Origin of the sequence: Cytobacillus spartinae, assembly GCF_042865285.1 — a bacterium.
GTDB lineage: Bacteria > Bacillota > Bacilli > Bacillales > Cytobacillaceae > Robertmurraya_A > Robertmurraya_A spartinae.
Map to the genome: position 1 here is coordinate 942,025 of NZ_JBIACK010000001.1, position 13,708 is coordinate 955,732.

General features: G+C 35.2%; 16 protein-coding genes and 1 riboswitch. Of the genes, 6 read left to right on the forward strand and 10 right to left on the reverse strand.

The window, feature by feature from the left end; genetic code table 11:
* Positions 1-53 precede the first annotated feature (53 nt).
* Positions 54-1,349: an NCS2 family permease gene (locus tag ACFYKX_RS04780; protein ID WP_389358557.1), complete on the reverse strand. Its 1,296-nt coding sequence runs from the start codon at positions 1,347-1,349 to the stop codon at positions 54-56.
* Between the two features lie 124 nt (positions 1,350-1,473).
* Positions 1,474-1,574: riboswitch (purine riboswitch) on the reverse strand.
* A gap of 283 nt (positions 1,575-1,857) precedes the next feature.
* On the opposite strand from ACFYKX_RS04780, the gene ACFYKX_RS04785 reads away from it, so the two are divergent.
* Complete coding sequence (locus ACFYKX_RS04785) at positions 1,858-2,886, forward strand: hypothetical protein (protein WP_389358559.1); 1,029 nt, start codon at positions 1,858-1,860, stop codon at positions 2,884-2,886.
* A gap of 50 nt (positions 2,887-2,936) precedes the next feature.
* Here the strand turns inward: ACFYKX_RS04785 and ACFYKX_RS04790 are convergent, their stop codons facing one another.
* On the reverse strand, positions 2,937-3,776 hold the full coding sequence (locus ACFYKX_RS04790; RefSeq protein ID WP_389358561.1) for a hypothetical protein: 840 nt from the start codon (positions 3,774-3,776) through the stop codon (positions 2,937-2,939).
* A gap of 192 nt (positions 3,777-3,968) precedes the next feature.
* On the opposite strand from ACFYKX_RS04790, the gene ACFYKX_RS04795 reads away from it, so the two are divergent.
* Entirely contained in the window at positions 3,969-4,475 is a 507-nt protein-coding gene (locus tag ACFYKX_RS04795; protein WP_389358563.1) for a MarR family winged helix-turn-helix transcriptional regulator, read from the forward strand.
* Positions 4,476-4,517: 42 nt separating this feature from the next.
* On the opposite strand, the gene ACFYKX_RS04800 is transcribed toward ACFYKX_RS04795, so the two are convergent.
* From ACFYKX_RS04800 to ACFYKX_RS04810, 3 genes are all read right to left on the reverse strand, one after another.
* The gene (locus ACFYKX_RS04800) at positions 4,518-5,603 is read right to left on the reverse strand and encodes a serine hydrolase domain-containing protein (protein WP_389358565.1); all 1,086 of its coding nucleotides are present in this window, start codon (positions 5,601-5,603) and stop codon (positions 4,518-4,520) included.
* A gap of 86 nt (positions 5,604-5,689) precedes the next feature.
* Positions 5,690-6,682 (reverse strand): alpha/beta fold hydrolase, encoded by a 993-nt coding sequence (locus ACFYKX_RS04805; RefSeq protein WP_389358567.1) that lies wholly within the window; start codon positions 6,680-6,682, stop codon positions 5,690-5,692.
* 39 nt (positions 6,683-6,721) lie between these two features.
* On the reverse strand, positions 6,722-7,375 hold the full coding sequence (locus ACFYKX_RS04810; RefSeq protein WP_389358569.1) for a TetR/AcrR family transcriptional regulator: 654 nt from the start codon (positions 7,373-7,375) through the stop codon (positions 6,722-6,724).
* A gap of 170 nt (positions 7,376-7,545) precedes the next feature.
* On the opposite strand from ACFYKX_RS04810, the gene ACFYKX_RS04815 reads away from it, so the two are divergent.
* The 3 genes from ACFYKX_RS04815 (at position 7,546) to ACFYKX_RS04825 (ending at position 8,372) form a co-directional block, all read left to right on the forward strand.
* Positions 7,546-7,755, forward strand: coding sequence for a hypothetical protein (locus ACFYKX_RS04815; protein WP_389358571.1), 210 nt, complete (start codon positions 7,546-7,548; stop codon positions 7,753-7,755).
* Between the two features lie 102 nt (positions 7,756-7,857).
* Positions 7,858-7,983: a hypothetical protein gene (locus tag ACFYKX_RS04820; RefSeq protein ID WP_272914203.1), complete on the forward strand. Its 126-nt coding sequence runs from the start codon at positions 7,858-7,860 to the stop codon at positions 7,981-7,983.
* A 74-nt stretch (positions 7,984-8,057) separates the two neighbouring features.
* Positions 8,058-8,372 (forward strand): hypothetical protein, encoded by a 315-nt coding sequence (locus ACFYKX_RS04825; protein ID WP_389358573.1) that lies wholly within the window; start codon positions 8,058-8,060, stop codon positions 8,370-8,372.
* A gap of 613 nt (positions 8,373-8,985) precedes the next feature.
* On the opposite strand, the gene ACFYKX_RS04830 is transcribed toward ACFYKX_RS04825, so the two are convergent.
* The 5 genes from ACFYKX_RS04830 to ACFYKX_RS04850 all read right to left on the reverse strand — a co-directional run bounded on the left by ACFYKX_RS04830 (position 8,986) and on the right by ACFYKX_RS04850 (position 12,226).
* A complete protein-coding gene (locus ACFYKX_RS04830) occupies positions 8,986-9,255 on the reverse strand; it encodes a hypothetical protein (protein WP_389358575.1) in 270 nt (89 codons plus the stop codon).
* A 32-nt stretch (positions 9,256-9,287) separates the two neighbouring features.
* Positions 9,288-9,746 (reverse strand): GNAT family N-acetyltransferase, encoded by a 459-nt coding sequence (locus ACFYKX_RS04835; protein WP_389358577.1) that lies wholly within the window; start codon positions 9,744-9,746, stop codon positions 9,288-9,290.
* A 133-nt stretch (positions 9,747-9,879) separates the two neighbouring features.
* Complete coding sequence (locus ACFYKX_RS04840) at positions 9,880-10,674, reverse strand: hypothetical protein (protein WP_389358579.1); 795 nt, start codon at positions 10,672-10,674, stop codon at positions 9,880-9,882.
* 206 nt (positions 10,675-10,880) lie between these two features.
* Entirely contained in the window at positions 10,881-11,363 is a 483-nt protein-coding gene (gene tnpA, locus ACFYKX_RS04845; protein ID WP_389358581.1) for an IS200/IS605 family transposase, read from the reverse strand.
* Positions 11,364-11,578: 215 nt separating this feature from the next.
* Positions 11,579-12,226: a pentapeptide repeat-containing protein gene (locus ACFYKX_RS04850; RefSeq protein WP_389358583.1), complete on the reverse strand. Its 648-nt coding sequence runs from the start codon at positions 12,224-12,226 to the stop codon at positions 11,579-11,581.
* A 280-nt stretch (positions 12,227-12,506) separates the two neighbouring features.
* On the opposite strand from ACFYKX_RS04850, the gene ACFYKX_RS04855 reads away from it, so the two are divergent.
* Positions 12,507-13,517, forward strand: a complete 1,011-nt coding sequence (locus ACFYKX_RS04855) for a Gfo/Idh/MocA family oxidoreductase (RefSeq protein WP_389358585.1) — start codon at positions 12,507-12,509, stop codon at positions 13,515-13,517.
* The last annotated feature ends 191 nt before the right edge of the window (positions 13,518-13,708 follow it).

The following is a 13,708-nucleotide window of genomic DNA, read 5'->3' on the forward strand; positions in this document are numbered from 1 at the left end:
GTAGTTTTTCAACCTAAAAAAACCCTCCAATCAACTTTGGAGGGGAAGAGAATTTATGCTACAAACGCAAAATACAAAATAAATATTAGCGCTAATAAATAAATGAGAGGATGAATTTCCTTATGTCTTTTTAAAGCTATCATGGTGATCGGATACATAATAAATCCAAGACCAATTCCAGTAGCAACGCTAAATGTTAATGGCATCATGATAATCGTTACGAATGCAGGAATGGCTATTTCAAGACGATTCCATTTTATATGATACACCTCACTTGCCATCAATGCTCCAACGATAATCAACGCAGGTGCGGTGACCTCCGGTGTGACAATGGATAGCAATGGGGAGAAGAATAGAGCTATAACGAAAAATCCAGAGATGATGACGGAAGTAAAACCAGTTCGACCACCTGCTGCAATTCCTGCAGAAGATTCAATAAATGATGCAGTTGTGGATGTCCCTAGCACAGACCCAGCAACCGAAGCGGATGCGTCTGCCAAAAGAGCTCGTCCTGCATTTGGAATTTTATTATTCTTCATAATGCCAGCCTGACTTGCAACGGCAATAAGTGTACCAGCTGTATCAAAGAAGGCAACAAATAAAAAAGTAAATACAACTGCTATCAAATCAGCAGTAAAAATTTCATCTAGTTGTAATAATGCTACCCCAAAAGTTGGCTCAAGGCTCGGAATACCCCCTACAATGGCAGTCGGCTTTTCAATAATTCCTACAAGAATACCTACAATAGTTGTTAGAACCATTCCATAGAAAATCCCACCGCGGATGTTTTTAACCAAGAAAATAACGGTCACAATGAATCCGAAAACTGCTAGCAATGTAGGTCCTGACTTAATAGCTCCGAGTGAGACAAAAGTAGCTGGGTTCGCCTGAACAATTCCTGCATTTTTTAACCCTATAAATGCCACGAAGAATCCGATTCCACTGGCAATTGCATATTTTAAATCATCCGGAATTACATCAATGATTTTTTCTCTTATCTTTAATACACTTAAAATCACAAATAATACTCCAGACACAAAAACACCCGTTAATGCAGTTTCCCAAGGTATTCCCATTCCAATGACTACTGAGTATGTGAAGAAAGAGTTAAGACCCATACTTGGGGCAATTCCGATAGGATAGTTGGCTAGTATCCCGATTAATAGTGTACCTATAATGGCTGACAAAGCTGTAGCTGTAAATACAGCACCTTGATCCATCCCTGCTTCAGACAATACGATTGGGTTTACCACAAGGATATACGCCATCGATAAGAATGTCGTAATACCTGCAAGGAACTCCTGCTTGTATGTTGTTTGTCGACCCTCAAACTGAAAAAACTGTTTCATCACAACCTCCTGGTGTCTTACGAAAGCTGGTGTTTTTTTGAAAATAAAAAAGCTTTCGAGTAAATGAAATTACCCCAAAGCATAATTAGAATGGCTACATACAGAACTCCACTAAGGAACCTAATGGTTTGTATATAGCCCTTGTAGTCATGCTATTTAAGGTAGCTTGGTAGAAACGTTTAGGCCAATCCCTAAACATATACAAGGAAAATTTTTAATATATTAATATAACATAAGAGTTAATTTTATATACAATCTTTCAAGACGTCAATTGTTATTTTATAAAACTTTCCGATTGGCCTAGATATCCAAATATATGGATTCAGAACAACACATTGCTTACAAACTGCATTAGGATTTACAATGAGTATTTCATGCTTTTAGCGAGGTGTTTTCCCGACTATTCCCGACTATTTAGTGTGATAGTAACTTTTCTTTGGGATTTAACTCCATTATTAAAAATAAATGGTAAACTATTGATTGTACAAATAGTCTAGGGGGTTACATCGTGAAGAGAAAATACTTACTTTTAGCAGTGGGAATCCTTACTGTTATCATAACTATGATTGTTTTGGATATTCAAAAGGTAAAACGAGAAGAAAAACCTCCCCTCCCATCTGTTTCTGTTGGAAAAACAAATGTGCCTGCTGTCTATCAATCTTTCAATTGGCATAATGGAAATAATGAGGACAATAAAATAGATCCGCCTAAAACGATCGTTGAACCATATAACGATTTAGTCGTAAAGTTTCCGGATGAAGAAAAACCTGATGAGGTATTCATAGAGAAAGTTAATATCCTACCAGACATTATCCCTTCTTTAGATCCAACTGTTAAGGATAGTCGATTGAAGTTGCCTGTCCATCCTGTTACTTTACTATTATCTATTCACGCTAAGTGGGAAAATAAAGGTGAAGCTACGTATCTAGTAGAAGTTGAGATTGAGGAAAAAACTTCCTATCAAAGATGGCTGTCACCATCGAAAGAGGGATATGGAGTATTCATTATTGAATCAGAAAGTGATGAGCCATATTCTACTCAAATCCCTCCTCATGCCGCTCAAAAAATCATGATGATGGGGAGTATCGGAGGCAGAACGTTAGAGAAAGTACAAGTAGAGTATCCTGAACTGAATTTATCATCATTACCCACTTATGTTGTCTTAGATGATGAAAAGATTCTCCTAAATACCAACAATAAACAGGAATTTGACGCTTTCTTCGATGCACAGCTAGGATCAGCTTATGAATATCTTATTCCTGAAGCAGAAAATATGATATCTACCCTATCCATCGTGGATGATTATGATTTTATCCGTAAGATACATGAAAAGGTTTCTCCTTTTTATAGAGAATCATCACCCATGTATCGAATAACCCATGTTCATCATGAAAGTGAAGGAATTCAGAAATACTATCCTGAATTAGAAATTAGCAAGACTCCAGTATTTTTTGTGTTAAATCATAAAGGGGTTGTGTATAAGACACACACGTTTGAAGACTTTATTGCTTACCTAGAGGGCGTTTTTGATAAATAGTCTGAAGAAAAAACCTACCGATGGTAGGTTTTTCTCGTATATTAGCGGCCCTAATCAGTAGTTGCTTGATTATGAATTTTTTTGAGTAACCTAAAATACAACTTGCCAAGCCACAAATTGAAGATATGAACAGGGATTAACATGTACAAATATTCTTTCCTCGATGGTTGAATGATTTTGAGTTTAAATAACAATTGATCGAATAGGTGCAGAATTAGTAGCCCAAAAGGTTTTATTTTTTCATTGACAAGTGTACTCATAGTGGCTATTACTGCTGTTATTAAGGTGTATATAGGCACCAATATAAAATGCTCCCAATATCGATCTTTTAAAAAGCCGATACGGAAGAAATATTTATGTAATAAAGCTAACGAAAAATATAGGGCATTCGTATAGTTAATCCAGTAGAAGAAAAATAACAGCACATTTTTTTTCGTTTCGTTTCCATTCTCGATTTCACGCCACCATTTATCTACAATATAAAAATAAAATGGCATAGATGTCACCGTTAAGCCTGTTTTCCATCCATTGTTTCGAAATATTTGCCACCTTATAAACAATCTCTCCACCAATCCATAGAACAAAGAAACCCCTATCCTCCATCTCCAGCCAAGGTTAAATATAACTAGCGATGTCCCAACGATAGGTACAAATAAAGATTGAGAAAGTAGTGCACCAAATACTGAATCAATCCATCGATTTTTGTAGACTCTTGGGTAGTAAGTGTACATTTTGAATATGTTTAGTACGAAATATTCAAAAACATACGCAATCCCTATACTGGTAAATAAGATAGCGAGCGTATTTTGCCTATTTTTATTAAAGGTATAGGAAAATAAGATAGCGTGAAAAATGGCTAAAATGATAAAAGGAACTGTCTTTTTTTTCATATATGATCCTTTCCCATCTTTAATGTTTGCGCTCGCAAATATGTACTTGTATATTTTCCATTAGCCTATAGGCATATACGTATAAATAGGAAATTAATCCTACAAAATAACTATTTTATAGGGGGTGGAATATTTTGGTATATAAAGGAAAGAATGAATCTGTCTTTACTATGTTCAAGGGGAGGATCTGTTTTGAAACAGGAGAGAGAACTATACGCTAAAGGCCATTTAGTGTTTACGTTTATTCGAGGACTACATACGGTCATTGAAGAAGATATCAAAATTCGACTAAAGAAAGATCATGGCTTATTATACCCTGCATTTAAAATTTTATGGATCCTTTCCTTTGAAGACAAAATGAACATGTCGGAGATTTCAGAGATTACTCTCACTAATATTTCAAACACATACCGTCAGCTCGTTAAGTTGAAGGATATGGACCTTGTCACAATTGGAAGTAATGAAGATGCTCGAATTAGGGAGATTCGCCTAACAGATAAAGGTGAAAGATTAGTTCAAACGATTTTACGTGATCATTCTAATCGAACAGATTTAAACCTACTACCCTTTCTATCAAACATTCCTAAAGAGGATTTGGACATTTTTATAGAAGTGTTAACGGATTTAAGTAGGTCTCTTTTAGGAGATAAATACACCAGTTGGGCACTAAACACATCTGAATATTTGAAGGAAAGCTAAAAACCCCAGGAAATATAATTTCTGAGGATATAACGTTATGACCTATTTAATTTTTGCTATGACCCGCAATGCTTTGAACACAAATTGAATACTTTTAGCTACATATCCTGATGCATTAAAACTCCCTATAATATATGTATCCATGACAGGGTTGTAGAGCATAAATGAACCGATAGACCCCAAATGTCCCCAAGCATTATATTTATCAGTAAATGGCAGCATTCGGACACGCATTAGCCCATAGCCATACTCAATACCCATCCACAATTTACTCCAAGTCTTCATTCTTGTTAAGGATTCCTTAGTAATCAACCGTCCTTCTACTAAAGCCTTCATAAACTTCAATAAGTCTTCTGATGTACTAACCGCTTGCCCTCCAGCATAAATACTACTAAAACTTTGATGCTCTTCTACAACAATTTCTCTACTTTTCATATTCACATTGGCGATTGGATAGGAAGTCTCTTCTGCAGGTTTAGAGTATTGTGACAAGTACGTTTGGTTCATCTTTAATGGTTTAAAAATATATTCATGCAACACTTCGTGATAAGGTTTTGATGTAATAGTTTCAATAATTAATCCTAGCAGATTATATCCTGTATTAGAATAATGGCATTTTTCCCCAGGTAGAAACTTAGGACTCATTTGCTGTTTCGTCCATTCGATGGTTTCTTGTGGTGTCCAAACTCGGGTAGATTCATCAAGTAGAAGATCTAAGAAGTGTTTTCCTTGTTTCGGTTTATCTTCATAAAAATCTGGCAAACCAGAGGTACAACTAACTAAATGTTCAATCAAAATATTCTGGGAGTAGTCTTTTCCCTTATAGAAGTGCAAACCATTCATCATCTGTTCAGGGAGGTACTTTGCTATTGGATCATGGTAATCCAATAATCCTTTTTCTTCCAGCACAACAATAATTACTGCTGTAAAGGCCTTTGCGATGCTTGCCGTATGATAGGACTGTTCGGGTATTGCCGGTTTTTCCCCTGTCTGCCCATGAGCAAAATTCCAGTATAGGTTCTGTTTTTCAGAATGAATGAGTAAATAAGCATTGTAGACTCGGGAATCTGAATCAACTATCCTTTTTAGCCGATCATCAATCTTGGTTTTTGCTTCTTCCCGCCTCAAAAAAATCCCTCTTTCTTCAACTAATATTTATTTGGCTTCTTTCAAGTTTGATAGATGCTTTAATTCATTTATTAGATGTTGCTCTATTAATCTCGTATCTTCAGGGTGAAACAAGTGGCGGATTTTTCCATCCAAATGAATTGCTTTCCTTTCCTCGCATGCAATTTATTATAAAATTCCTCTACTAAGCAACCATGAACGTGGAAATCCTTTTTACCATGAATGAACGTAATAGGTATCGGTACTTCTTTTACAGAATCCATAAAGTTTCTCTCCGCTAATTCTTGAATAAAACGGTTTGAATAAATAAGCTTAAATCCATAGTAGTAAGTATTTATAATATCTTTTAATGTGTAATCTTCTGATTGAAACATAGGCTTTGAAACTCCTAATAATCCTGGATGCTTAATCATTTCATCTGTATAAATGAGTGTATTAAAATTTCGCTGCCATTTTCTTAAGATTCCCCACTGTTGAAAGCTATCGACAAATGGAGGTTCTCCCACAGAATTCAGCTCTGCCAGAGCCTTCTTATGACCTCTTCGTGTTGCTTCTTCCTTCATCCAACAGAGTGCAAGCTTATCGTTCTCTGTCCAACTAATGATTTGTGATAATCCTATGTAAGAATAAAATTTCTCTGGACATTTTGTTGCTAGCTCCAAGCCAATGGTTGAGCCCCACGAGTGTCCAGCAAGGAAGATTTTTGTTTGGCTAAAACGCTCCCTTAAATAATCTGTCAGTTCATTGGCGTCCTGAACAAATTGGTCGATGGTCATTGTATGGGCTGGAATGTCCTTATGATAAGACCTCCCTGTACCACGTTGATCCCAAAAGACTACCGTAAAATGCTTTACTAATTCCTTCGTGTTCGTTACGATCGTATAATCACGGCCTCTCGAAGAAACACCTGGAAGAGGCATCGAAGGACCTCCATGGAGGACTAATAGAACGGGATTTATTTGCTTTTCTCCTTGCAAAAGTATCGTTTGCTGGGTACTTCCTAATTCAATTGTTTCAACAGAACTAATACCGTCATCAGGTATCGTGAATTCGTGTTTTTTTCTGAAAAATGCTGCCATTTGCTACTACCCCCTATTTACCTTTTTTTTGCCTCATAATTAAGGACAAGCAATTGCAGAGAAAAAATCCACATGATTTTTTATTTTTTCTTCAATTGATTCAGTGCTCATCCCCTCTTCCTTTAGCATGTTATATTCAAGTATCAACGAAATCGAAGATAACTGATACTCTTCTGCCATGATCCTTGGGTTTTGGGGTTTCATCTTTCCCTTCTCCATCATCTTCTCAAAAATCGTTTCTAGACAATCAATCGTTTTCCTCATGATGTCTTTCCTATAAATTTCTTGAGCGATAGGTTGACGAAAGAGTTCAATGTATAAAATTCTCCATAACTTAAAGTTGATTTCGTTATCGATGTGCCGAAGAAAATTCTCAATTCCTCTCCCTAAAAACATTTTTAAATCCATTGTTTCAACAATATGATCTATGTGCTCCATCGGAGGAAGAATTTTATCAGCTTCCATTCGAAAGTTTACAAAGATCGTTTCAAGAATTTGATCCTTGTTTTTAAAATGCTTATAGAGCGAACTTTCCTTAATTCCTACTTCTTTCGTAATATCTCTAATGGAAGCCCCGCTAAAGCCCTTCTTTGAAAAAAGCTCAATCGAAACCTCGATGATTTTTATCTTTGTTGTATTGATTACAGGTTCTAATTCCACATCATAATACGTTCTTTCAACTACATTATTCATTAATAAACACCTCTTTTTCGGCTAACGACCGTTATCCAAAACCAATTATAAGATAACAGTCGTTAGCCGTCAACTTAATTTTATGAAAATAATGGATAGTAAATTTAGACTTTGCTTGCTCAACTAACTTTGATAAACTCAGGTTAAATATCAATCTTACAGAGGTCATAATGAAGAAATATAAGCTTAGAAAGGCATTTAAAAAGAAATACAAACGTGGGCAGACGTTCTATTTAGTTTCCCAATCCGAGTTTATTGGTGTGAAGGAATTTGTTTTTCGTACCGAAGACTTAACAGATCGAATTTCTGTGACGGAAAAAGAGCTTGGAGAGTATTTCATTTTTCTAGAGGATATTACTAGCTTTAAGATTACAAAATGAAGAAAACTTTATTATGAATGGACAATCATTGCATTAGGTTTTCTAAGTGCATAATGCACACTCCTTTGTACAAAATATCAATGTTAAAAAGGAGGTGTATTCATGCCTAATCTTAACGACAATAAATTCAGAAAAATTCAGTCAGAGAGTCAAAAACAAGGAAAATCATATGAAGAATATGCTGCAGAACTGGAAATGAATAAATTAAAGAGTCAAAAAAGAAAGTAAAGTTCCATGACGAAAGGCAGGAACTAGGTCCCTGCCTTTTTTATTAGTCCTCCTAGAAGGAGAGGTAACTGCAGATGTACAAAATGATGATTTCTTTATTACTACTAATCCAACTATCCGCTTGTTCACAACTGCCCAACCCGATTATGGAACTTAGAAAAGAGGATATCGCAAAATACGGTGTTTCCTATGAAGTTGATAAGTTATTTAAACTGGGTATTGAAGGAATATCTTATGATGAAGATGGCCATGTCATTTTCTATGTTCAAAGAAACACTCCTGAAACGAGAGCTAGAATTGAGAAAGGTTTAATAAAAATCTTTGGTCAGAGTATAGACTTTGAATTACAAGAAATAGACGAAATTTTTACAAACGGACTAAATCACTAGACTACTTAGTTTCCTCCAAATAGTTAAGGGAATTACATTAGCCACACAGTCACTTATTTAGTAAAGTTTTTACACACATTAACGATTAATGGAATCCCACAAATTACGAACAAAATAAACCCACTATATCGAAAGATTGCCTCTACATGTTCTAGCACATCTTCCCAGAAGAAAAAAGGTGGGATGGGTAAAATTATCAACACAACCCCAACTATAAATCCATAAAAGAAAGTTCTCTCTTTATCACTTCTCATTGTTCCCATTTTCCCTCAATTATCTATATTATGAGTATTTAGGTTCCAGTTGAAGTCAGACACTATACTCCATTAATTAAACAGTCGCCATTTAAAATCTTCCCGTTTAAAATAAAACACTTTTCCAGGATTTATAAAAACTCTTATATGACCTGTTTCCATTAGTTAATAAGGAAAGGCTCTCTTCGTAAACTTTGTTGCTATTTAAATACTTAAACTGCTTTTGAACGAATTATGGTGCTGTTTTCTTTATTTTGCGAGAAAAGATCCACGAAACGGCAGAGAATGCGTGTTAGAGCCCAAATAGGAATAGCAACAAGGCGAAAAACAGCCTAAAGAAAAGAAGAGACGATCTTTTTTTAAAGAATCGTCCCCGTTTTTAACTTTCTAAATAGGTTAATAGCAATAACAAACACTACAGTAACTGCTATAAACGTAAGTACATATAGGAATGGGGAATGATGATGACCAAAAACCACTTCGTTTTGGAGCACTTCAACCTTGTCCCAAGAATTCGAAATATCTGGTTGATAATTTTTAGTTTTTATATACCCAACTTTCATCATCCCGACTAAGTAGGTTATATGAACCACGATTGAACCTAATATAGCTTGAAAAACGACTTTCATTTACATCAAACATCCTTTTGTATTCTAAAATTCTACTGATCCACACGATACTCTAAAATATACTCTGACTCTTCTAATAACTTTCCGGTATTCTTAAATCCTATTGATTCATAGAACTTTAACGCTTGATGATTGGTGGGTTCCGTCGATAATCTAATATATTTACAGTCCTCTTTTAAACGGAGACGGTCTATAATTATCTTCATAGCTTCTTTTCCGTACCCTTTTCCTTGAAAACGGGAATCAATCATAAGTCTTGGAACCCAATATTTATTTTCATCATCTAGAGAAGGATCGTAATCCGTCATTACAAACCCGATTACTTCTTCCCCTAAGTAAATTATATAAGGAGTGTAGCACGGATTTACCTTTGATTCTGCAATTGAGTATACATTGGAAACGATTTGTTTTTCTTGTTCTTCACTTAAACGTAAATTTATACACTTATAGAAATTTTCAGTTGTTAAGTCTCTAATTGAGATAATAGACATGGTTGTACCTCCATTGATTTCATACTAGATATTTATTTGTGTTACAATGTTTGCCGCCAATTGCTAGCAAACTATTGAATTTACCCATTCCAAGAATGCCACTTACCGTCTTGATGGCCGGATATCCATCAAATTATTTCATGCCCCATATTCCTTTTGTAAAAGCAATCTGGAATCCATTCCGTTGCATGTTACGTTGGCTTGTTGAATGAAACTGCGCTTGGGTGGTAAGTAACCTACATCCTAAATCAGCTGCATCATTCATTCTTTTTACTAGTTGTTGTTGCTGGCAACCTATCCCCCTGTATTCTACTAAGGTGGATGCACCTGCGAGATATCCAATTTCATCCCTTATATACAATACAGATGCACCTACTGGAACATCGTCTAACATTGCCATATATAAATGAAACTCGGGAACATCCGTCCAAAACTTTCTTTGCTCTTTTGCTCGATCAAGAAAGCTTTCTGGTATTCCAAAACCCTTTAGATAAGTAGTAAGGAACATATCCAGCTCATCTTTTAGTATTTTCCTAACTTTAACCTTGCTTCCAATAGAATCTTCAAGTTTCGTACATTCTCTATAAAAAACCGTATGAAATCCCTTTTGGATTATTTGATGCTCATTTAATGTAGTAGCTATTTCAGAGTTAAGCTCCGATGGAAGGATATCTAATCTAACCTTAATGTCGTTTCTAACATATAAATTAAGCATATCATTTAAAAAAGGCTCATCTTCTATTGTGAAACCTCTTATTGAGTTAAATTGGTCAATAAGGATATGTTTAGCCATTAAGACTAATGAGTTCCCAAGCCTCTTTATTTCAATATCTTGATCTTCAATCCCAGACATCCTTGCCTCAACATAATAGGCATCTAACATGTCTAGCTTATATGCTAAATCTCTCGTCATGATAGGTAAACTCATATGGGAATGTGCTCCGTTTCTGCAAAGTAGAATTAACTTTTGGAAAAATAATCCCTTTTCTAATTCGACAATAACGACCACCCGTCTAACGGGTGGTTTTCTCTGCGGCTGAAAGCCTTTGTTACTGACCAAACCCTAAAGGGCTACTGAAGGGTTCGCCAAGTGTACTACTTCTACTGGCCAGACCTCAAAGGCCTTCTTCCCTCTTATTTTCGTTTCTTTTTCTTTACTTCTTCCCCTGTAAATGGATCTATGTACTCCATCATTGTTAATTGTTCAGCGGCTATATCATCTTGTATTTGATTACGTATATATTCTTCTATTACCTTTTTGTTTCTCCCAACTGTATCCACATAATATCCTGTACACCAGAATTTGCGATTTCCATACTTGTACTTCAGATTTGCATGTCGGTCAAATATCATTAAACTACTTTTCCCCTTTAAGTAACCGACGAATGCAGATACACTTAGTTTTGGTGGAATACTCACTAACATATGCACGTGATCCTTACAGGCTGTCGCTTCAATGATTTCTACACCTTTTCTCTCGCATAACGTGCGTAGTATTACTCCAATATCTTTTTTAATTTTTCCGTATATGATTTGCCTTCTATACTTTGGTGCAAAGACGATGTGATACTTACAATTCCAGGTCGTGTGTGCTAAACTATTATTGTCTTTTGACATAGGGACTTCCTCCGAGCTTGTATTTTGGTTGGCGAACCAAAAATATTTTAGCACCGTGAGGGAGTTTTTTTAATACCACGCTAGAAGCTTTCCGGAACCCCAGGCCCAGCCCGGGGTTTTCTTTTCCATAAAAAAAGACGAAACCCTTTATTTAGGTATCGTCAGTTCGTTTATTTCACATTTTATCCAGAATAATATGAGCTTGCTGTCATCAATTAGTCTTTGACTATCAACCCTAATAACCGTGAAAATCCAATGGCTTGATTTGGAGAAACTTCACATCCGACCAGACTCTCGATTGATACATTTATTTGTTCAAAAGTACAAGTGCTGATATCAATTCCTTTAAGCTTTGTATTTGTAAAATCAATATCGTCTAGATCGCATTGATTAAAGCTAACTTTATTAAATTTAGTCTCGAAAAAATTAGCACCTTTCATAGACGACTGCTCAAAATTCACTTGCTTTACACCAGATTCTGCGAAGTTGCTTAAATTCAGATCACAGTTCTCAAATAGAACGTTCCCAAGGTTTGCATCAGATACATCTAAGCCTAGAAGTTTTGAATTTCTAAACTCGGTTCGATGTATATTTCCGCCACGTAAACTTACATTTGATAAATTACAATTCTCAAAAACCACATCCGTCATATCTATGTTGGTAAATGTACTATTGATGAAGGTAACATTTTTAAAGATAACTTTAGATAAAATCAATCTATCAATTAACTCATTGTCTACCTGAGAATGACTAATTGAACAATTAATTAACTCAAGTTCTTCTTCATAAAAAACATCTTGGAAATTTGCACTTTTTAACTCTGTTGTCATTTTTGGACGTTCAATCTTATTTGTTTTTGACATGCTACACCCCTATATCTTCCTGTAAATCATTCTTTTATAAACCTTACAAGAAAAATAAAAGGTTTTTAAGTCTTTATTTTTTTAGAACATTGTGGACAATGAGATTATGAGGAGGATGATTAGATTTCTATACGGAAACAAGGGTATGTTTCAAAAGGGTATCAGACCAGCCCTTCTCTTCTTGTTGTTTCCTAATCCGTGACAATCAATTTCATAATCGTTTAAAATAAGTTAACGCTTGTATATGTTAATACTGGAAATAATTGAAGGAGTGATAGATATGTTAACAATTGCCTATATCGGAAATGGAAAAAGCACCAACAGGTATCACTTACCTTTTTCATCGATAAATAAAAATATTCGTGTGAAAACGATTTATTCCCGGCGGGATAACAGCGTTTGGGCTAAATTACACGGTGTAGAATATGTGCATGACCTCGATAGGATCTGGAATGATGAAGAAATTCAATTGGTCGTCATTTGTACTCCATTGGAAACTCATTATGAGTATGCAAAATTAGCCCTAGAACATGAAAAACATGTATTAGTTGAAAAGCCGTTTACACAAACTTCAGACCAAGCAAAAGAATTATTCGCTTATGCCAAAGAAAAGAACCTATTTCTACAATGTTATCAAAATCGTCGCTTTGATTCAGATTTCTTAACAGTACAAAAAATTATTAATAGTGGAGTTCTAGGAAATATTTTAGAAGTTGAAATGCATTTTGATTACTTTAGACCAGAAATACCTTTGGCTTCTAAAGGCATGTCTAAAGAATCCAGCTATCTGTATGGTCATGGAAGTCACACGATTGATCAAGTGTTGGCTCTATTTGGTCAACCAAATAACATTACATACGATGTTAGACAGCTTCTTGGCAAAGGCCATATGAACGACTATTTTGATCTCGACTTCTTTTATGACACAAAAAAAGTGTCCATTAAATCTAGCTATTTTCGATTAAAAGAACGTCCTAGCTTTGTGGTGTATGGTCAAAAAGGAGTATTTGTTAAGCAAACGAAAGACCGCCAAGAAGAACATTTAAAACTGTTTTACATGCCAACGAACAAAGATTTTGGAATAGACTTGCCGGAGCACTACGGTACTCTTACATATGTAGATGACGATGGAAATTATCATGAAGAAAAAGTCATTTCAGAATCCGGTGATTATGAGAGATTTTACGATGGCATATATGAGTCCATTATGAATGGAAAGGAAAAAGTCGTTAAAGATGATGACACCATTCGTCAAATGGAGATTCTTGAGGAAGGTATTAACCGAATTTAAAATAAGATTAATTATTAAGATTCTTCTTCCCAGGAGAATCTTATTTTGTTCCCTATCATCCCGAAAAACTAGCAGATTTTATGAATTAAAAAGAAGTAGTATTAATACTTAAAAAGGTGATACAATTAAATCTAAAAAATGATACAGGTTATTATTTTTTCAACAATTAACGATAACAATTTATTTCAATA